Origin of the sequence: Brevibacillus agri (assembly GCF_004117055.1) — a bacterium.
Classification (GTDB): domain Bacteria; phylum Bacillota; class Bacilli; order Brevibacillales; family Brevibacillaceae; genus Brevibacillus; species Brevibacillus agri.
This window is the reverse complement of record NZ_CP026363.1, coordinates 3,640,929-3,660,063: the sequence shown is the minus strand read 5'-3', so window position 1 is coordinate 3,660,063 and position 19,135 is coordinate 3,640,929. Positions and strand designations below refer to the sequence as shown.

Below are 19,135 nucleotides of genomic sequence, written 5' to 3'. Positions count from 1 at the left end.
CCATTCGTTTTTCCTAAATCATACCACATTTTCTTTAGTTTTCAGACACGTCCTAATTCTAACCATATAGTCTTTTATATCTGTCGCATCATTTACTTCAGGTAAGCAATCCTTAACTTTTTCGGTTAAATGAACTAGCTCACTGTGTAAAACCATTAAATCATCCACAGTTAGCTTTCCTAATTTTTCAAGTTCTTTTCTTGTGAAATGTGGGTAGAATGCTGCAATAAAAGCCAATCCTTGTACCAACTCTGATTGTAGTAAAGCATTCGGCCCCTCGTTTTGAACTGAATAGCGAATATATCCTCTCGAGTTAATACGGATATTTGAAATGTTCTTCCCTTTTCTCGTTTCTGATAAAAAGCGTAAGTAAATCGGATTTTCCTTTAAGTGCTGGTAAATAGTTATAGAGTATGCAAGCGCATTCCTTTGCACTCTGAACATACCAAGTTGAAGAAGAATTTGGGAATCCGGTTCAATGTAACGTAGATATAATTCTTCATTTTTTTCAATGATCGTTCCGTTCTCCCATACCATACGATCAAAAGCGTCTTTAACTACGTATAGCAGGTTCGAAGCTCTATACATTTTACTAGAAGCTTCATGAATTCTTGCTGGTACAGCATTATTATGCCGAGAATCTTCTTTGTGAAAATATTTTAAGTAATTTAATAGTAGATTTAAAAGATCAGTTTGCAACTCATAAGAATTTACAGCATTACTTTTGAAATTTTTTTCATCAATTTTGAGCATTGCCATTTCTTCAAGTCTTAATTGATTAGTTGATTGAATCATTTTATTTATTGACATCTCAATCATTTTTGTATCATGATTTACAATCGCAATTAAGTATTGGATAACGTTTATTACATTAATTCCTGGTTCACTTAAAGTTTTTTTCATATATTCGTACAGTTCTTTGTAATAGTAATTAAATACAGGCGTTTGCACAGCTATTCTAACGGCGTCAATATCACTTTCCTTATCTTTAATTTGTGATGTATCTTCCTTTTCCGATTTTAGATACTCTTTTAAGATAAGTTGAATTTGCTCTGGGTTGTAATTGTCACTAAATGGGTTGAAAGATTTTTCATTAAATAATAATTTACGGATGCTAGTGATCTTCAAATTACCATGCCTCCAAACATACATAAGACTTCAAAAGACAATCTACCATGTTTTTCCTGTTGATTGCAAGAGTACCCCCGAAGATACACAAGCGCAGAATGTGGGAATATATGATGTCAGCCAACAATTGCAAGTTTCATTAGAAGAAGTCGAGTGTATATTCTACTCCGCATGAATGGCTATGGGCAAACAGACGTTCATTCTAACAACATTGTAGCGGGAACCGTTTCCCTATAACTAGCGAGTGGCAGGAGGATACATAGAAAAGCGGGCAACCGAAAAAATGAATGAAAGAGGGAGCTCAGCAAGGGGCACATTTTTAGCAGTAAATAAAAACTTATTCAGTGGCAAATGGAAGCTGCTGCTGGTAGAGACAAAGATTCAAAGTAAGAAAGTAAAACAACGGGCTTGCATCTGCAAAAACCTCCACCTCCCACTTGCATTTACAAAACAAGTGGTTATAATTACGTTTAAACGATTAAACCAAAGAACCAATGAACGAACGAAAGGATGAACCGCATGAGCCAGCGAACCGAGCATGTGCTGCAACAATTTAAAGACTGCATTCCTCTGCTGGAAGTGCTGACCGATGAAAATCGGCAAGCGATTATTATGCTGCTGGCACAGAACAAATCGGGACTGAACGTCAATGCGATCGCGAGCCATATAGATTTGTCCAGACCGGCTGTCTCCCATCATTTGAAGGTGTTGAAGCAGTCCGGCTTTATCACATCCGAAAAAAAAGGCGTAGAAAATTATTACGTATTGACTGTCCGCAAACCGCTTGAACAACTCAAAGCATTAATTACCGCCGTGGAAGCCGAGTGCAATGGGTCGCAGTGACTACCTAGAGATGCAAGAGAAATGTGGTAGCGAAATTGTTTTGCACAATTGGTTCGTTTGTTTAAACCAATAATCATAAACAGGAGTGATCGTACATGAAGGCCATCGTCATTGAGAATTATGGAAAAAATGCTCCATTAGTATTGACAGAACAGCCAATGCCCAGTATCGGAGAACATGATGTGCTGGTGGAAATTCATGCTGCCAGCTTAAATCCGATCGACTTTAAAATTAAAGAAGGAAAAGTGAAATTCCTGTTGAGTTACAAGTTTCCGCTGATCTTGGGCAACGATTTCTCCGGAGTTGTCGTCAAGGTTGGCGAACGGGTGAAGGCGTTTAAACCCGGAGATGAAGTTTACGGCAGGCCCCGCAAAAGCCGGATCGGCACATTGGCCGAATTTATTGCTGTGCATGAGGATGATATTTGGCTGAAACCGCAAAATTTGACCTTTGAAGAAGCGGCGTCCATACCGCTGGTTGGACTTACGACTTACCAGGCGTTTTCCGATATTTTGCATCTTCAAAAAGGCCAAAAAATCTTGATTCACGCAGGTTCGGGCGGCGTAGGCACCTTCGCCATCCAACTGGCCAAAAGGATGGGCGCTTTCGTGGCGACAACAGCAAGCGACAAAGGGTATGAACTGGTCAAATCGTTGGGGGCCGATCTCATCATTAATTATAAAAAAGAGAACTTTGAGGAAATGCTTACCGGGTATGACGCTGTCTTTGATACGCTAGGGGGAGACGTCCTGGAAAAATCGTTCCGCATCCTCAAGCCAGGCGGACAAATCGTCTCCGTCTCGGGCATGCCAAACGCAAGATTCGGAAAAGAAGCCAATTTGGGTTGGATGAAAACGGCCATGTTGTCCATCGTGAGCCGTAAAATCACAGCGCTTGAGCGGAAGACCCAAACGAAATATCACTTCCTTTTTATGAAAGCGAGCGGCGCGCAATGGAAGATCCTGACGGAAATGATCGAAGCAGGCCAGATTAAGCCTGTAATTGACAAGGTGTACCAGTTGAAAGATACCGCGCAAGCATTCGACTACCTGGAAAGCGGAAGGGCCAAAGGAAAGGTAATCGTAAAAGTAAAGTAAACAGTAATGCAAGGAAGAAAAGGCAACCGCTCCGCATGAATTGAAACAGGAACGCTTCCCTGCCATGCTGCCGACGTTTTTGGAATGCTCGCGAACTTGCACGGGCCAGACCCCGAACTGGAATTTTCCGCAGGTTGATCTGGCCCCCAAATTCCCTTATAATACCGATGTGTTTTTGTGATAATCATTCTCATAAAAATCAAACAAATCAACGCTTCTTGCGCAAAAACAGGCAGGTGTGCTCGGATGAAGGAAGAGGAAAAAAAGAAAATCCATGACTTGTTGGCACATTGGACGCACGCGGCTGTTCAGGTGATCGACGTTCGGCATTTTGTGTTGCAGGCGCAAGAGTCGTGGAACAGCTACCGGCTTCCGGCCTCCAGCTATTTTTACGCTTGCAAGGGACAGGCCACGGTTCGACTGGATGGGCGCGAATATGCGGCAGACCGCTTCTTGCTGCTTCACGGCGGCAAAGGCATGGTGCTCGACGTGAAGCTGACAGACGACGAGCTATTCGCGTTTTACCTGATCTTGTACAAAGCAAAAACGTTGCTGCCGCGCCTTGCCGACCATGCGTTGCTAAACGATGGCGGCAAAGAGCCGTTTCAGTTGCCTTATGCGCTTGTGCCGCATGAGCCAACCGGACTGTACCATCTGGCCGCAACGATGGCCCGCGAATGGGACGCACAGGAGCGGCTTCGGGCAAAAGGCACGTTTTTGCAGTTTGTCCACGAGGTCATGCAGCAGCTCATTCAGCACGGGTTTCACCAAGAACAACAGCCGCTCGCCAAGCAGGTCGTCCGCTTCCTGGAAGCGCATTACACAACGCGGATTTCTTTGGAGAGCCTCGCTGAGCAGTTTTGCTACAGCGCCCGCTACTTGACCCGACTGGTCAAGGAAGAGACAGGCCACAGCCCGATTGATTACGTCATCTCACTGAGGATGGAAAAAGCGAAGGAGCTTTTGGCCCGGACGGACGCGAAGCTGCAGGAAGTAGCGGCTGCTGTCGGATACCAGGATGTGCTCTACTTCAGTCGGCTGTTCAAAAAGCATACAGGCATGACGCCGAGCGCCTTTTCCAAGCATGCCCTGGCCGCGCCTCCAGTTCCGGATCGTCTATATGGAAAGCCCGGATTATCTATTGTGGACGAGAAGGGGGAAAGCTATAGTGTTAACGATAATCGTTATCAACGAAGCTTTGGGGGGATCGTTCGCATGAACAAAAAATCAACGCGCCACATGGCAACTCTCTTCATGGTCAGTCTCGCACTGCTCGTGAGCGCGTGCTCCGGCACGGCAAGTCCGACACCGCAAGCCGAGGGGAGCGTACAGGAGCAAGCCGGAGCGGCCCAACGCGAATTGACAGACGGGTTGGGCAACAAAGTGACCGTACCTGCGCATCCGCAGCGGATCATCGCTTCTTATCTGGAAGACCATCTGGTGGCGCTGGGCGTGAAGCCGGTCGCCCAGTGGTCGGTAGGCAAAGGCGACGTGCAGGGGTATCTGCAAAAAGATTTGGCAGGAATCCCGGCGATTCCGTATGACCTGCCGCCTGAAGTCGTGATGAGCTACAATCCCGACTTGATTATCATGGACAATGCAGAACTGGTAGCGGGAGACAAATATAGCCAGTACGCCAAAATTTCGCCGACGTACACGATTGGCAAAGAAAAGAACAGCGACTGGCGCAAAGAGCTTCTGATCGTGGGCGAGGTCCTGAACAAGAGCGAGGAAGCGAAAAAGGTACTGGCCGATTACGATACGTACGTGGCCGAAAGCAAAGAAAAGCTGAAGCAGGGCATTGGCGAAAAATCGGCGGCGGCACTGTGGGTAACGGCGAAAGCCGTCTACATGGCGCGTCAGGACTTGTCCAGCGGGGACGTGCTGTACAAAGACCTTGGGTTCAAAGTGCCTGCTGTCGTCCAGGAAATTTCCAAGTCGGGCGATGCCAACTGGAACTCCGTGTCTCTGGAAAAGCTGGCACAGCTTGACGCCGACTACCTGTTTGTCGTAAACAGCAAAGGCGTGTCCAAGGACGAGTTTCTGAAGGAGCCGGTCTGGGCGAATATCCCTGCGGTGAAAAACGGACATGTCTACGACTTTACGACAGAATCAAGCTGGTTGTACACAGGCGTGATCGCCAACCGCCAGATGATCGAGAACGTGCTGGAAAACGTATTGAAACAATAAGTCACTCACACCCCAAACCATCGTTCGCAGCAAGCGGGCGGCGGTTTGGGATTTTTTATTGCCGTCTGTCATTTAGAATAATTATCACTTATAATGATAGCCAGTTGTTTCTGGCAGCCCACAAGCCGATCTCGCTGGAAACGCTGGGCGAGTACGATGGCGATTACCTCGTGTTGACGAGCGACTCGAAAAAGCTGGCGGACTACCAGGCAGACCCGATCTGGGGCAAATTGCAGGCGGTCCAAAACGGCGGGTCTACATCTGGGGCGAGGAAAGCTCGTGGTTCCAGGACCCGATCGCCGTGCTGTCGCAGGCAGAGCTTCTGGCGGATTGGCTGGTCGCGGAAGCGAAAAAGTAGAGAGATTCCCAGCGCAAAAAGGCAACGAACCTACCGTTGCCTTTTTTGCTATTGCCCGCCTGCTCACTTTGTCTCAACCGACTTGCCGCCTGTCCGTCGCGCTTTTACATGCTTCAACTCCGCCACGATGATGAAGCTGACGATGACGAGCAAAAACCACGAGCTGATTTTGCTAAGATGCACCAGCTCCCAGCCGGAGCGCTGGTTCGGGTACGCCCAGGCGCCGAAAAAGGTGGCGATATTTTCCGCGATCCAGATGAAAAAGCCGATCAGGAAGTAGCCGAGCGGGATCGGCATGGAAAAGCGCTCGTGGGTGACGCGAAAGTACACTTTCGATCGCCAGAACACGATGAACATGAGCACCATTAACACCCAGCGCAGGTCCCAGATGAAGTGATGGGTGAAAAAATTGAGGTAGATCGCCGCACCGAGCGAGGTCACCCAGATCGGCTTCGGCCAGTTGGTCAGGCTAACGTCCAGGCGACGCCACGCCTGGCACAAATAGCTCGCGACACTCGCGTACATGAAGCCGCTGTAGAGCGGAACGCCAAACACCTTGCTGTACCCGGCCTCGGGATAGCTCCAGGAGCCCATGTGCACCTTGTATATTTCCAGACACAGTCCGATCAGGTGAAAGACCGTGATTACCTTCAACTCGTCCCGCGACTCCAGCCCGCTTTTCACCATGAACACCTGAAAAGCCAAACAGAGCAGCAAAAGCAAGTCGTATCTGGGCAGGCCAGGGATCGCGACGAATTTGGATACCGCGAGCGAAGCGAAGATGAAGACGGGAAACAGGCAAGACATGGCCTCCTGATACCCGAAGTGCAGCAGGAGGCGAATGAAGCGGATCATTCTTCGATTCCTTCGGCAGGAGTAGGGCCTTTGGCGACAGGCAAATCGTAGGAGCTCCAGTCGCTCCAGCTTCCTGCGTACAGCTTGGCGTCAGCCCGTCCTGCCTGGTGCAAGGCGAGCAGGTTGGTGCAGGCTGTGACTCCCGAGCCGCAATAGACGATGATTTCCCGGTCTGCAAAGTCGGCGATGCGAGCCTTGAGCTGCTCGGGCGGAAGCATGGTCATGTCCGCTGCCAGGTTGTCCTTGTAAAAGAAATGGCGGGCGCCAGGGATGTGTCCGGCCTTCGGATCGAGCGGCTCCTGTTCGCCGCGATAGCGCTCGCCTGCCCGCGAATCGAGCAGCACGGTTTCAGGCGTGCGCTTTTGCACGTCTTCGATGCCGACCAGCATCTCCGGGCGCGGGCGCGGGACAAACGTACGCGCCTGCGGTGTCGGCACGTCAGCGGTCACCTCGTAGCCAGCCTTTTTCCAGGCGGCGTATCCGCCATCGAGCACGGCGACGCGGTCGTGACCGAGGTAGCGCAAAAGCCACCAGAGACGTCCAGCCATCGACATTTCCTGGTCATCGTAGGCGATCACGGTCGTCTGCTCATCAATTCCTGCGCGCGAAAAAAGGGCAGCGATAGCGTTGATATCCGGGAGGGGATGGCGTCCGCCATGCTCGCCCTTTGGACCGGACAGGTCGCGATTCAGATGAAAGTAGAGCGCCCCTGGAATATGATCGACTTCGTATTCTTGCGCGCCTTGTTCGGAAGCGGACAGCGCAAAGCGGCAATCGGCGATGACGATCCGCTCGTCGTGCAAATGATCGCGGAGCCATTGTGGTGTGACAAGTGCTTGCATGGTTCACCCTGCTTTCTGATTTTTTCTTCATCATAGCAGATGACTATCCGATGGGGTACAATATTTCTAAAAAGTGGCGGAAGAGAGGAGCAACGGGATGAAGCGTGTGATCCGATACTTTTTGGAAGGCTTGCTGTACGTGATTCCACTGGCTGTGACGATTTACATTTTATACACCATTTTTACGACGGTGGACAGTTGGTTTTACAATCTGGCCAGCAACCGGTTCCATCTCCATTTTCCCGGCGTCGGAGTGCTGATTACAATTGTGGGGATTACGATTGTCGGCTTTTTGGCCTCCAACGTGCTGACGCGCGGCCTGTTGGCCGTCGTGGACAGCATTTTTGAAAAAGTGCCGTTCATCAAGCTGATTTATACCGCGATCAAGGACTTGATCGGGGCGTTCGTCGGCGACAAAAAAAGCTTCGACAAGCCGGTTCTGGTGACGCTGTCGAAGGATTCGGGAGCCAAAGTCATCGGCTTCATCACAAAAGAAAGCATGGATACATACGGGCTTGCCGATCACGTCGCCGTTTATCTCCCGCAGTCGTACAACTTTGCGGGCAATTTGCTGCTCTTTCCGAGCGAGCAGGTGCAGCCGCTCGACATGGACAGCGCCGAGGTGATGGCGTTTCTCGTCTCGGGCGGGGTATCCGGCAAAAAGGCGACCCCCAAGGCCGAAAACGAACAAAGCTGCCAGGCATGAGGCAGCTTTTCGTCTTTTTTTCTATGGAACATACAAAGGGCAGCTTCCGGCTTTGCGACCAGTAGCTGCCCTGCTCTTTTTTCGCGTCCATTAACTGCTGAAAAAACCGCTGTGGCTGGAATGCTTGCGACGATAGTAGCGATGGCCATACGTTTTGTGACCGAGCTTCCACAGCGGGCCGCGATGGCGATAATCGCTGCTGCTGTATTTGCGGTAGCCGCGCCCGCCCATTTTCCAAAAAAACCGCGCGCCTTTTTTCAACAGAGCCACGACAATGATGACCGCGACAACAAACAGCACGAACCCGATCCCCAAAATGGTCAGTATGACTGACATCTGCATCGTCTCCTTTTGCCCAGCCCGTTTCGCGTTGAAAAAGCTTTTTGCGCAGGCCAGTGATCCGTATAAGTATTCTTACGGATGGGCAGAGAGGAAGTTTCAGACGGAGCAAGCCGGCTTTCGGGCAGGCGGGGCAGTGCCTGCTGCCTTTACGCGTTCAAATATTTCTCGTAAGGGGTGTAGTCGATTTGCTTGGATTGCAAGTGGGCGATGAGCCATTTGTGGTCGCGCTTGGGAGTAGCGACGATGTATCCTTTGACGATCAGCTCTGTCGTAATCGAGGTCGCTTTCTCTTCCAGGGCGATCTGCCCGATTTTGGCTGCGATCGAGCGTCTTGCCACATCGCGGAATAGCTGCGGAACAGGCTCAACCAGCTCGTTGAGCAGCGTCAGGCCTTCTTCTGTCCACAGCGAGCGCGTCTGCTCGATGTAGTAGTCCTGCCAGTCGAGATCGGACTTCCCGTCCTGTTTCGGCATGGACTTGAGGAATTTGCGAAACATGAAGTAGCCACCGATCCCCATCAACCCGACAAGCACAAACGTCCACCCGACAATAAACAGGGAAAACCCTGTCGACATTTCACTCATGTGCGTACACCTCGTAACCGTAATCCATAAAAATGCGCATATAGGTAAAGTGTACCTTATTTTCAGTCGAGCAACAAACTTTTTGTGCTTTTGCCCATCCTGCTGGTTTTCTCTTCCCAAGTACACATACAATTTAGTATGATTAGAATTAATCTTTATTGGGAGTGGACGCTCATGTTCAAGCTTGGACAACGCGTCGTCATTGTTGCCGACTCCTTCGAGCAAGGCTTGCCGATAGGCGAATACGGGTATTTGATCGCACGCGACCGCAACCCGGACAGTGCGTTTGCATGGGTCATTCGCATACCCAAGATAGATAAGCATATTCCAGTGGTAGAAGAAGACATCGCCCTGGAAGAAAAACTGCTGGAGGAGGAAGCGCAGCGTGTCTCGCAGGAAGCTTTGCTTGATTACGCTCTGGCGACGCGCAACGAAGCCCTCTTCAGGCAACTGATGGGCATGTCGGATGCAGAAGAGGCAAATGACGAACCAGCGAAGGAATCAATGGAGGATTTTATCCGTAAAGTAAATCTGAAAGCCTGGATATAACGATCTGCGGTTTTCCTTTTGGGGAAAATCGTTCTTCTTTGCAGGACGGGGCTTGTCCCTTGATACTATTGTGAAGGAAATGAAAGCGAGGCTGTTTCATGTCTGAATTTGTGACGTTTACCAATGAATTTGGTCAAACCATCGAGATGTCCCGGGAGGACTACCAGAAAAAAGTGATTCCGCACAATCTGGATATGTATTGGGACCAAAAAGAAAAGCTTCGTGACTTTGCGATGGAGTTGGTGAAGGAGCAATTTCATGAGCAGGCGGCTGTTGCGGCGGACAGGCTGCTTGAGCTGTACGGGCCAATTGAGTCTGCGCTCATTTTCCGCGCGGTTGTTCACATGCAGGCGAGAGAATTTGAGCGGGCGAAAACGATCCTGACCGATTGCCTGGAGCGCTTCCCTTCGTCGGGGACGGCCTGCACCAATCTGGCGAAGATTTACGCGTATGAGGGAGAAGAAGACAAAGCGTTCGAAATCTTGAATACGGGCCTGCAAAAAGACCCGAACCAGGAAAACGGCCTGAACATGTACGTCGAGAGCTTTTTGCAGAGCGGCAAGCGCGAGGAGTTGCGCTCTCGCCTGGAAGCGCTCTGTGTCAAGGAAGGCGCCTGGAGGCCGCAGTTGCATCTGGCCCGCCTCGCTCTGACCGAAAACGATCTGCTGAACGCGATGAAATGGTACACGGTGGCTATCGAAGGAGCCAAAGACCGCTTCGAAGTGGTCATGACGGTAACGGGCGAGCTGGGACAGGCAGGCTATGTGTATCAACTGATCCAAATCTGTGAGAAGTTTTGGACGCCGGAGTTTCCGTATCCGTATGCCGGCTTCAACTATGCCAACGCCTTGTTGGCGACCGACCAGAAGGAAAAGGCGATTGCGATTCTGCGCACGATGCAGGAGCATCTGCCGGACAACTACAAGCCGATGGTCGACCATTTCCTCGCCCGGGTTCCCGGAGCGTTGGAAGTGGAAGCGGCAGCGCAGCAAAAAGTGGCAGCCAACAGCCAGCCTGGCGATCAGGCGGCGAAAAAGAGCTGGTGGAAGTTTTGGAAGTAGCCGAAAACGCGTACATAGCGCCCGACATCTGGCTGTCGGGCGTTTTTCTATGCGGTTGCAACAGCCTGTGCGGCGAACGGCAGGGGACAGCCACGCGCGCTTGGCGCAAAAGCCGCGAGCGAACGGGGCCGCCCGCGCCAAAAGACCGCGAGCAAAAAGGAGGACGAAGCATGCTGCACCATCTGGAGTTGTATGTAGCGGATTTGAAGCGATCCGCGGAGTTTTGGGGGTGGCTCTTGGAGGAACAGCTCGGCTATGAGCGCTACCAGCAATGGGCGAGCGGGATCAGTTGGAAGCACGGCAACACGTATCTGGTGTTCGTGCAGGCAGAGGAACGGTTTCTCGATGTGCCGTATCACCGCTGTCGCGTCGGATTGAACCATCTGGCTTTTCACGCGCGCAGCCGGGAGCAGGTGGAGGCGATTCGCGAGGAGCTGTGGCGGCGAGGCGTGCCGCTGCTCTACGAGGACCGCTATCCACACGCGGGCGGCCGGGAGCATTACGCGCTGTTTTGCGAAGACCCGGATCGGATCAAGGTGGAGATCGTAGCGCCGGAGTAAGAGAGTGGCGAAAGCGCCCCGGCAAGACACACAACCAGCGAAACAGCGCGACCATCCCCGGATGATGATCGCGCTGTTTCGTACCTCCATCTATTTAAACTGGCTGGTGAGCCGCCGCTCGAGAAAGGCGACGCCCTGGTACATCAGCGTGGCGACGACCGCGATGATGGCGAGGCTCATCATGACCATGGTAAAATTAAACACTTGGAATCCGTAAATAATCAGATAGCCCAACCCTTGCTGGGAAACGAGAAACTCGCCGACGATGACGCCCACCCAGGAAAGGCCGACATTGACTTTCAACGTGGCAAGCAAGGTCGGAATCGTCGCAGGGAGAATGACGAGGCGGAAAATTTGCCGTTTGTTGCCGCCGAGCGTCTGGACGACCTTGACGTAGTTTTGGTTGACCTCGCGAAAGCCGGAGTAGACGTTGATCGTGGTGATGATGATCGAGATCGCGCAGCCCATGGCGATGACAGACATCAGCCCCGGCCCGAAGCCGACGATGAAGACCGGGCCGAGCGCGACTTTCGGCATGCTGTTGGCGATCACGAGATACGGCTCCAGCACGCGCGACAGAAACGGGGACCACCAGATGACGGTCGCGATGACCGCCCCGAGCAGCGTGCCCAAAAGAAAGCCGATGACCGTTTCCCATACCGTCATGCCTACGTGGGGAAGCAGGCTGCCGTCCAGTAGCTGGGACCAAAACTGTGCCCAGATTTTGGAAGGGTAGCTGAAAATGAGCGCATTGATTGTGTTCGTGCGCGCAAGCAGCTCCCACAAGCCGAGAAAGGCGAGAAACAGCAGGCATTGCGTGGAAAACACCCAGTAGCGGCCCGTCGCCTCCTGCTTCAAGTAGTTGCGGTGGATGGCTTCAATGTCCTTTCGCTGCATCGGATACCACCTCCATCTCCTTCCAGACGCGATGGAACAAGTCTTGGAAGCCATCCTGGTTGCGGGCGTCGAATGGCAGAGAGTCGCGAATCGCGGCAGGGACGGCCAGCTCGCTGCTGACCCGGCCCGGGTTGCGCGAAAAAATGTAGATGCGGTCGCCCATGGCAATTGATTCGGACAGGTCGTGCGTCACCAGGATGGCGGTTTTTTTATGCTTGCGCAAGGTGGAAAAAATCAGGTCTTCCAGCTTCAGCTTCGTCTGATAGTCCAGAGCGGAAAACGGTTCATCGAGAAGCAGCACATCCGGTTGACAGGCAAGGGTGCGGACGAGGGCGACCCGCTGTCTCATGCCGCCGGACAACTGCTGCGGGGAAGCTTTGCGCACGTCGGCAAGCTCCATTTCATCGAGCAGATGCAAGGCGTATTGTTCCGTCTCCCTGGTGCGGATTCCCTGGATGTCCAGTCCGAGAAAAACGTTGTCTTCAATCGAGCGCCAGTTGAACAAATAGTCTTGCTGGAGCATGTAGCCGACCTGCCGGGACGTTCCGCGAACGGGTTTTCCATCGATCAGCACGTTTCCGGCAGTCGGCGTCTCCAGTCCGGCAACGAGGGAGAGCAGTGTCGTTTTGCCACAACCACTAGGGCCAACCATACAGATGAACTCGCCTTCCTCCACGCGCAGGTTGATGTCCTGCACCGCCATGAACGCCCTGGTCGTAGATAAATAGAGATGGGTCACGTGGGAAAGTTCAATCTTGGCCGGCGTAGAAGGAATCTGGTTCATGACGATTAATTCCCTTCCTTGGATTGTTTGGCGAAGGTGGTGTTGACCAGCTTGGTGTAATCCGCCCGTTGCTTCAACTCACCTGCCGCATCCATAATTTCTTGAAGCTGGTTCCATTCCTGTTCGTCCAACACTGGATCGGCGGCGTAGGAACCTTGCTCCAAATAGCGCTGTACGGCGTTCTCCAAAATTTGCGGGTCGATCTGCTCGAAGTATTTTCCGATGACTTCAGCCGTTTCCTTGGCGCTGTGGCTGGCAACCCACTGTTGCCCTTTGTAGACCGCATTGGTAAACTTTTGGATAGCCGAAGGATTGCTGTCGATATAGCTTTGCTTCGTCATGTAGACGGTGTAAGGGACGGTGCCGCTCTCCTTGCCGAATGAGGCGACGACGTGGCCGATCCCTTCCTGTTCGAAGCGGGACGCTTCCGGCTCGAACAACTGTACAAACTCGCCGGTTCCGGAAGCAAAGGAAGAGGCAATGTTTTTGAACTCGATATTCTGGATCAGCTCCAGATCGCTTTGTGGATTGATATTGTGCTTTCCCAGCACGTACTCTCCGACCATTTGCGGCATGCCGCCCTTGCGTTGACCGAGGAAGACGCTGCCTTTGAGCTGTTCAAACGAAAACGAGTCCGTTTTGTTGCGCGCGACGAGGAAAGTACCGTCTGTCTGGGTCAACTGGGCGAAGTTGACGACGACGTCTGCCGCCCCTTGCTGCGAGACGTAGATGCTCGTTTCCGAACCGACCAGAGCGACCTCGATCCCGCCGGACAGGAGCGCAGACATCACCTTGTCGCCGCCGGGAATCGTGGACAGCTCCACGTCCAGGCCTTCTTCCTTAAAAAATCCCTTTTCCAGCGCAACGTATTGGGGAGCGTAAAAAAGGGAGCGGGTTACTTCGCCAATTCTTATTTTTTCAGAAGTGCTGGAGCAGCCGGTCAAAGCGGCGAACAGAGCCAGACAGGCAGCCAGCCCCAGCGCAAAAAATCGTTTCATTATCGGGAGTCCCTCCTTGCTAGGCTGTTGTTTGTTGTAAGTTATGCGCCCAGACAAAAAAGGGTGAATGCTTACAGACCGTGACAGGCACGCTTGTGGGAAGCTCCGCCAAAGGAGAGGTGCAATAGTCGTGATCGTGACATTTTTAGGGACTGGATCAGGTGCGCCCACTACCCGCCGCAATGTGAGCGGAATCGGGCTTCGCTTTTTACAAGCAGGAAAATGGTGGCTGTTTGACTGCGGGGAAGGGACACAGCATCAACTGCTGCGCTCTCCGATGAAAATCAGCCAGTTAGACAAAATTTTCATTACGCATTTGCACGGCGATCACCTGTACGGACTGATCGGCTTGCTCGCTTCCAGATCGCTGCGTAACGGGGAGGCGCCTCCGCTTGCGCTGTACGGGCCGCCGGGGCTGGACCGCTATTTTCGCGCGATCATGGACATAAGCCCGGTGCATTTGCAATACCCGCTGGATCTGTGTATCGTCAGCGAAGGCATCGTGTACGAAGACGAGGACGTGATCGTCACATGTCGCAAGGCGAAGCACCGGGTGCCTTCGTTCGCGTACAGCGTCCTGGAAAAAGACAAGCCGGGGGCGTTTCTGGTCGAGCGGGCGAAAGCAGCGGGGGTGCCGTCCGGACCGCTGTTCGGCGCGTTGAAGCGGGGCGAGCAGGTCATGCTGCCAGACGGGCGCGTGCTGGATGGCAAAGACTTCGTCGGCGCTCCGCAGCCTGGCCGCAAAATCGTCTTCAGCGGCGATACGGAGCCGTGCCAAAGTGTCGAGGAGCTGGCAGCAGGGGCTGACTTGTTGGTACACGAGGCTACTTACGCGGATCGCGACAAGGAGCTGGCTGTGCGCAGCGGGCATTCCACGGCGAAGGAGGCCGCCGAGCTGGCGAAGCGGGCAGGCGTGAAGGCGCTCTGTCTGACGCACTTCAGCCCGCGCTATGAAGACGAGGATGGCGATTTTTCCATGGCCGACCTGCTGGCGGAAGCGCAGGCGATTTTTCCGGAGACGCAGCTCGCGGAGGATTTGGGCAGTATCGCGGTAAAGCGAGTGCGAAAAACGGTGGGAGAAACCGAGTAACCCTGCTATAATGAATAAATTATTACTTAGGAAAGAGGAGGAGCATGCAGCGAATGACGTTGCCCCTCTCACGGGAAGGCGGTTGTCCCTGGGAGGCAGAAGCAGTCAGCCGGGAAAGCGTCAGCGGATCGGGACGAGACGGCAGCTTGCCGAGGCAGGAAGCTGCATGTAACTTTTGCAAAGCCTAAGAGGCATGACTGCAAAGAACGGATTGCTGGAAAGAGAGTAACCGGCTCGTCGCGGCAAGCCCTGGCATTTTGTTCGCCAGGGCGGCGTTTTCGCCGGGAAAAAAGAGAGAGCGCAACGGGAGAGGAAAGGTGAAAGACTGTGTCCGGTAGACGGGTCAGCAGGTCGATTGTCGTGCGCTACGCCATGTTTGTTCTCGGGCTGTTTATCGGGGCATTTGGCTGTGTGCTCGCGATCAAGGCAAACCTGGGAGTGGCGCCGTGGGATACGTTCCACATCGGCTTGCAAAAAACGTTTGGCTTAACGATTGGCATCTGGTCGCAGATCGTCGGCTTGGCCGTGATTTTGTCATCGTATCTGGTTGCCAAAATCAAGCCGACCTTTGGCATGTTTTTGAACATGGTCTGTTTCGGGAGCTTTCTCGATCTGATTTTGTGGCTCGATATCGTGCCGGAGCTGTCGTCCGTTTGGTCGCGATTGGCGATGTTTTTGCTGGGCCTTGTGGTGATGAACATCGGGATCGGGATGTACTTGTCGCCTCGGCTGGGAGCCGGGCCGCGCGACAGCTTCATGCTGGCGATGAACGAGCGGCTGGGCTGGAGCATTCAGAAGGTTCGGCTGATTATTGAAGTCGCGGTCCTGATTGCCGGGGCAGCATTGGGCGGACCCGTTTCCATCGGGACGGTGCTGATCGCCCTGCTGACGGGGCCGATGATCCAGAGGACCATTCCGTTTTGGCAATCGGTCATGAAAAAGCAGTACGGCATGATGGAGCCGATCGAGCGGCGGGCGAGTTGATCTGCCGCTGTTTTTCCTCACAGCAACTACACACGTAACCAGAAATGGGCACGGACTGGGCGAGCGTCCAATCAAGATTGGCTATTCGCACATACAGTATGATTAGTTGCTGACAAAGGAGGGAAAGCGAATGAGTCTGTTCAACGGAGGATTCGACGATTTTGCTTTGATTCTGGTGTTGTTCGTATTGCTGACAATCGTTGCTTGCTCTTGCGACTAACGAGGTAACACCGGCTGCATAGGTTGGCAATAGCAAGAGGGAGAGCGTAGCTGCTCTCCCTTTTTGCTGTTTTTGTTTTGTCAGCGGCGTCAGCCGAGCTTTTCATGCACCTGCTTTTTGACGCTTGCCATTTGCTTGTCGGACAGTTTGACCCCGACCGCTTTGCTGACCTTTTTAATCAGGTCGGCAAGCTTTTTGTCATCTTTCAGGTCCTTTTTCGTAATCCCTTTCGCCAGTGACTTGATATCGTCCATTTTCCATTTCTTCTTGCTCTTTTTGTTGATTTTTTTCAGAAGATCGCTCGTTTTCTTTCCTTTTGCTTTTGCCATGCAGCACTCGCTCCTCTCCAAATGTATTTACGCCTGCCCCTTGCAAATATATGGGAGAAGCCTTCTGTTCGCTTGGACAGATCGACTGGGCTATTCGCCTATTTTGCCGGGCGATGTGCGAATGCCTAAGCAGACACAGGCGGATGTGACATAGGATGTGGCAACGCCATGCATGACAGGAGGCTAGCGGGTTGAAAATCATCAGCTTTCAGCGGGGGATGCCGTTTCACGAAATCCTGACCGATTTGCAGAAAAAAGTAATGACCAAAACGGAGAGACTTCCTTGGCGTTGTTACGACGACTGGTCTTGCCTGTGCATCAAGGAAAACATATACGAGCAGCACTGCGAACATTTTCGCAGGTATGAGGCGATGGTAGAGGAGAACGTGACGGTAAGCGTGCATGCACAGACCGAGAACGAGGACGAAATCCCGTGGGGTGTCCGCTACGTCGGAGCAGAGCGACTGTGGCGAAAAGGCAGGGGCGAGGGCGTGAAGGTCGCTGTCATTGACACGGGAATCTCCCGCAATCATTTTGATTTGAAGGGACGGATCAAAGGCGGCGTCAATTTTGTGCGCGGCAAGCAAAACGGGCATGGCACGCACGTGGCCGGGATCATCGTCGCGGAGATGAACCAGCGCGGGATTGTCGGTGTGTCTCCCGAAGCCCACTTGTACGACGTGCGTGCTTTTGACCACGAAGGCAAATCGTCGCTGTCGACGATTTTGCAGGCTTTGCAGTGGTCGATCGCCAATCAAATGGATGTCATCAACATGAGCTTCGGCATGCCGCAGTACAGTGAGGCGCTGGCGCGAGCGGTGGAAAAGGCGAACGAGCACGGCATCGTCCTGGTAGCTTCTGCGGGAAATAGCGGGGGAGAAGTAGAGTATCCGGCCAGGTACAAAGGCGTGATGGGGGTAAGCGCGATCGATCAGTCGGGCAAACTGGCGTCGTTTAGCGCGCGCGGCAAAGGTGCCAACATGAAAGCGCCTGGCGTGGAAATTTTGTCAACATGGCCCGGAAACCAGTTCAAAAAGTTGAACGGAACCTCCATGGCTGCCCCGCACGTTTCTGGTCTGATGGCGCTCGAAATCGGGCGAAAGCGAAACAAAAAGAAATAGTCCGAAGAGGACGAAAAAAAGCTCCATGGCAGCGAGGTAGCCGCGGAGCTTTTTCGTGTTCCTTCCATCGGAAAATTATTGATGGACTTTGGTGTCATGGTCTTGCTGGACGCGAAACCATATATTAAGATCATTAATGACGCTTGCTAATTCATGGATCTCGCTGTTCAGCTCACAAGAACGGGCGAAATTTTCCTCTTCCGACATCTGCCTTGTTTTTTCGATGATGACAGCTTCCACCCGTTGGATCTGATCCGGGATGGTCGCGCGGATTTCCTCCCACTCCATCAAAATGTCGGCTCGTTCCGTATGTGAATACTCCTCCCATGGCATATCCAATGCAGGAAGGCGAATACCTAATCGTTCATCGAAAATAAAATAATTGCGCAAAGGTGATCTCACTCCTCTCCACTTCCATCATACCAAAAACGGAGCAGCGCGGGGAGAGAGAAAAGCGCACGAAAGGAAGTGGCGAATGGAAAAAGGACGCGTTCTCATCGATGCCGATGCCTGCCCACGACAGGCTCTCGTCATCGCACAGGAGCTGTGCAAGGAATTCGGGTGGCTTTGCCTGACTTTTGCCAGCTACAATCATCAGATCGGCTCTGAACATCACGTAACGGTAGATGCAGGGCCACAGGCGGTCGATATGAAGCTCGCCAACGAAACCCGTCCGGGTGATGTGGTCGTGACGCAAGATATTGGACTGGCTGCGCTCATCCTCGGCAAAAAGGCGCGGCCGCTGACGCCGCACGGTCTTGTTTTTGAGCCGGAGCGAATTGCTTTTCATCTGGAGGAGCGAAACGAAAAAGCCCGCTATCGTCGCGGGGGAGGAAGAACGCGAGGCCCGGCGGCGCGTACGCGCGAAGATGACCAGCGCTTTGCGGCTGCGCTGCGCTCGCTGTTGGAGAGAGGAGAAACGTATGAAGTGGACGGCTAAGGAAAGTGGATTGATTGTGTGCGGCATCGTCTTTGCGGTGCTTGGAGCATGGATGTTTCGCCAGTACATAGCAGGTGAGGTAGCGGGGATGGATCAGGCGGCCTTTGCGTTTTTCGCAGACGTTCGCTCGGAGGCGGCAACGACCTTTTTTCAGATGCTTACGCTTTTGGGGAACGCAACGACCTTAGCGCCGCTCGGCGTCGTGCTGGTTGCAGCCTTTTTCTTCAAAGGGCACAAGCTGGAGGCGGTCGTCGTCCTGCTGACATTGGGGGTAAGCGAGGTCGCCAATGAACTGTTGAAGCTGATGTTTGCCCGTCCCCGGCCTAGTGGCTTTAATCTGATCGAGCTGCCGGATTCGTTTTCGTTCCCGAGCGGCCACGCCATGATCGCTCCTTGCTTTTACCTCATGCTCGCCCTTTTGATTGCGCGCTGGTATCAGGAGAAAAGCTGGTCGGCGTACATACAGCCGATTGCGCTCGTCGTCGTGGTGTTGCTCGCGGCAAGCCGCGTCTACCTCGGTGTGCATTATTTGAGCGACGTGCTTACGGGATTTTGCCTGTCGCTGTGCTGGTATTTTCTCGTCCGCTGGGGCTATGAAAGAAGGCTGGGGAGACGAGATTCCGTCGTCGACCCCATACCGCAATCGCGCTAGATTCG

Annotated in this window: 24 protein-coding genes; 13 read left to right on the top strand and 11 right to left on the bottom strand. The window is 52.7% G+C overall.

Going from position 1 to position 19,135, the window contains the following annotated elements:
* Window positions 1–18: 18 nt before the first annotated feature.
* Window positions 19–1,128, bottom strand: coding sequence for a hypothetical protein (locus BA6348_RS18005; protein WP_129552216.1), 1,110 nt, complete (start codon window positions 1,126–1,128; stop codon window positions 19–21).
* A gap of 519 nt (window positions 1,129–1,647) precedes the next feature.
* Here BA6348_RS18005 and BA6348_RS18000 point away from each other — a divergent pair.
* The 3 genes from BA6348_RS18000 to BA6348_RS17990 all read left to right on the top strand — a co-directional run bounded on the left by BA6348_RS18000 (window position 1,648) and on the right by BA6348_RS17990 (window position 5,258).
* Window positions 1,648–1,971, top strand: coding sequence for an ArsR/SmtB family transcription factor (locus tag BA6348_RS18000; RefSeq protein ID WP_005827057.1), 324 nt, complete (start codon window positions 1,648–1,650; stop codon window positions 1,969–1,971).
* Window positions 1,972–2,066: 95 nt separating this feature from the next.
* Entirely contained in the window at window positions 2,067–3,068 is a 1,002-nt protein-coding gene (locus BA6348_RS17995; RefSeq protein WP_026557036.1) for an NADP-dependent oxidoreductase, read from the top strand.
* 246 nt (window positions 3,069–3,314) lie between these two features.
* Window positions 3,315–5,258, top strand: a complete 1,944-nt coding sequence (locus tag BA6348_RS17990; RefSeq protein ID WP_122953106.1) for an AraC family transcriptional regulator — start codon at window positions 3,315–3,317, stop codon at window positions 5,256–5,258.
* A gap of 255 nt (window positions 5,259–5,513) precedes the next feature.
* Here the strand turns inward: BA6348_RS17990 and BA6348_RS17985 are convergent, their stop codons facing one another.
* From BA6348_RS17985 to BA6348_RS17975, 3 genes are read right to left on the bottom strand one after another with little or no spacing between them, the layout of a single operon-like run.
* Window positions 5,514–5,693 (bottom strand): hypothetical protein, encoded by a 180-nt coding sequence (locus tag BA6348_RS17985; protein ID WP_129552215.1) that lies wholly within the window; start codon window positions 5,691–5,693, stop codon window positions 5,514–5,516.
* Window positions 5,680–6,471 (bottom strand): DUF817 domain-containing protein, encoded by a 792-nt coding sequence (locus BA6348_RS17980; RefSeq protein WP_005827063.1) that lies wholly within the window; start codon window positions 6,469–6,471, stop codon window positions 5,680–5,682. Before BA6348_RS17980 ends, BA6348_RS17985 begins: the two co-directional genes overlap by 14 nt.
* Window positions 6,468–7,313 (bottom strand): sulfurtransferase, encoded by an 846-nt coding sequence (locus BA6348_RS17975; RefSeq protein ID WP_005827065.1) that lies wholly within the window; start codon window positions 7,311–7,313, stop codon window positions 6,468–6,470. The genes BA6348_RS17980 and BA6348_RS17975 overlap by 4 nt, the downstream gene beginning before the upstream one ends.
* Before the next feature lie 97 nt (window positions 7,314–7,410).
* Between BA6348_RS17975 and BA6348_RS17970 the strand changes: the two genes are divergently transcribed.
* Window positions 7,411–8,019, top strand: a complete 609-nt coding sequence (locus tag BA6348_RS17970) for a DUF502 domain-containing protein (RefSeq protein ID WP_025848451.1) — start codon at window positions 7,411–7,413, stop codon at window positions 8,017–8,019.
* A gap of 90 nt (window positions 8,020–8,109) precedes the next feature.
* On the opposite strand, the gene BA6348_RS17965 is transcribed toward BA6348_RS17970, so the two are convergent.
* Window positions 8,110–8,355 (bottom strand): hypothetical protein, encoded by a 246-nt coding sequence (locus BA6348_RS17965; protein WP_005827069.1) that lies wholly within the window; start codon window positions 8,353–8,355, stop codon window positions 8,110–8,112.
* Window positions 8,356–8,507: 152 nt separating this feature from the next.
* Window positions 8,508–8,945, bottom strand: coding sequence for a DUF2621 domain-containing protein (locus tag BA6348_RS17960; RefSeq protein ID WP_007785178.1), 438 nt, complete (start codon window positions 8,943–8,945; stop codon window positions 8,508–8,510).
* A 174-nt stretch (window positions 8,946–9,119) separates the two neighbouring features.
* Between BA6348_RS17960 and BA6348_RS17955 the strand changes: the two genes are divergently transcribed.
* The 3 genes from BA6348_RS17955 to BA6348_RS17945 all read left to right on the top strand — a co-directional run bounded on the left by BA6348_RS17955 (window position 9,120) and on the right by BA6348_RS17945 (window position 11,115).
* Entirely contained in the window at window positions 9,120–9,494 is a 375-nt protein-coding gene (locus tag BA6348_RS17955; protein WP_005827074.1) for a hypothetical protein, read from the top strand.
* Window positions 9,495–9,592: 98 nt separating this feature from the next.
* Window positions 9,593–10,555 (top strand): tetratricopeptide repeat protein, encoded by a 963-nt coding sequence (locus BA6348_RS17950; RefSeq protein WP_005827076.1) that lies wholly within the window; start codon window positions 9,593–9,595, stop codon window positions 10,553–10,555.
* Between the two features lie 170 nt (window positions 10,556–10,725).
* Entirely contained in the window at window positions 10,726–11,115 is a 390-nt protein-coding gene (locus BA6348_RS17945) for a VOC family protein (protein ID WP_007785186.1), read from the top strand.
* Window positions 11,116–11,205: 90 nt separating this feature from the next.
* Here the strand turns inward: BA6348_RS17945 and BA6348_RS17940 are convergent, their stop codons facing one another.
* From BA6348_RS17940 to BA6348_RS17930, 3 genes are read right to left on the bottom strand one after another with little or no spacing between them, the layout of a single operon-like run.
* The gene (locus BA6348_RS17940) at window positions 11,206–12,012 is read right to left on the bottom strand and encodes an ABC transporter permease (RefSeq protein ID WP_005827080.1); all 807 of its coding nucleotides are present in this window, start codon (window positions 12,010–12,012) and stop codon (window positions 11,206–11,208) included.
* Entirely contained in the window at window positions 11,993–12,796 is an 804-nt protein-coding gene (locus BA6348_RS17935) for an ABC transporter ATP-binding protein (protein WP_005827083.1), read from the bottom strand. Before BA6348_RS17935 ends, BA6348_RS17940 begins: the two co-directional genes overlap by 20 nt.
* Window positions 12,797–12,801: 5 nt before the next feature.
* Window positions 12,802–13,794, bottom strand: coding sequence for an ABC transporter substrate-binding protein (locus BA6348_RS17930; protein WP_005827085.1), 993 nt, complete (start codon window positions 13,792–13,794; stop codon window positions 12,802–12,804).
* Between the two features lie 130 nt (window positions 13,795–13,924).
* Between BA6348_RS17930 and rnz the strand changes: the two genes are divergently transcribed.
* The 3 genes from rnz to BA6348_RS17915 all read left to right on the top strand — a co-directional run bounded on the left by rnz (window position 13,925) and on the right by BA6348_RS17915 (window position 16,088).
* Entirely contained in the window at window positions 13,925–14,884 is a 960-nt protein-coding gene (gene rnz, locus BA6348_RS17925; RefSeq protein ID WP_025848458.1) for a ribonuclease Z, read from the top strand.
* A 327-nt stretch (window positions 14,885–15,211) separates the two neighbouring features.
* Window positions 15,212–15,868 carry a YczE/YyaS/YitT family protein gene (locus tag BA6348_RS17920; protein ID WP_025848460.1) on the top strand — a complete coding sequence of 219 codons (657 nt, stop codon included), beginning with the start codon at window positions 15,212–15,214 and terminating at the stop codon, window positions 15,866–15,868.
* Window positions 15,869–15,998: 130 nt separating this feature from the next.
* Window positions 15,999–16,088 carry a YjcZ family sporulation protein gene (locus BA6348_RS17915; protein WP_007785194.1) on the top strand — a complete coding sequence of 30 codons (90 nt, stop codon included), beginning with the start codon at window positions 15,999–16,001 and terminating at the stop codon, window positions 16,086–16,088.
* Window positions 16,089–16,177: 89 nt separating this feature from the next.
* Here the strand turns inward: BA6348_RS17915 and BA6348_RS17910 are convergent, their stop codons facing one another.
* The gene (locus tag BA6348_RS17910; RefSeq protein ID WP_025848465.1) at window positions 16,178–16,417 is read right to left on the bottom strand and encodes a stage VI sporulation protein F; all 240 of its coding nucleotides are present in this window, start codon (window positions 16,415–16,417) and stop codon (window positions 16,178–16,180) included.
* Between the two features lie 191 nt (window positions 16,418–16,608).
* On the opposite strand from BA6348_RS17910, the gene BA6348_RS17905 reads away from it, so the two are divergent.
* Complete coding sequence (locus BA6348_RS17905; RefSeq protein ID WP_005827093.1) at window positions 16,609–17,538, top strand: S8 family peptidase; 930 nt, start codon at window positions 16,609–16,611, stop codon at window positions 17,536–17,538.
* A 75-nt stretch (window positions 17,539–17,613) separates the two neighbouring features.
* Here the strand turns inward: BA6348_RS17905 and BA6348_RS17900 are convergent, their stop codons facing one another.
* Entirely contained in the window at window positions 17,614–17,940 is a 327-nt protein-coding gene (locus tag BA6348_RS17900) for a hypothetical protein (RefSeq protein WP_026557037.1), read from the bottom strand.
* Window positions 17,941–18,013: 73 nt separating this feature from the next.
* On the opposite strand from BA6348_RS17900, the gene BA6348_RS17895 reads away from it, so the two are divergent.
* Both BA6348_RS17895 and BA6348_RS17890 read left to right on the top strand, forming a co-directional pair.
* Complete coding sequence (locus tag BA6348_RS17895; protein ID WP_005827098.1) at window positions 18,014–18,478, top strand: YaiI/YqxD family protein; 465 nt, start codon at window positions 18,014–18,016, stop codon at window positions 18,476–18,478.
* On the top strand, window positions 18,462–19,130 hold the full coding sequence (locus BA6348_RS17890) for a phosphatase PAP2 family protein (protein ID WP_122953107.1): 669 nt from the start codon (window positions 18,462–18,464) through the stop codon (window positions 19,128–19,130). The genes BA6348_RS17895 and BA6348_RS17890 overlap by 17 nt, the downstream gene beginning before the upstream one ends.
* Window positions 19,131–19,135: the final 5 nt, after the last annotated feature.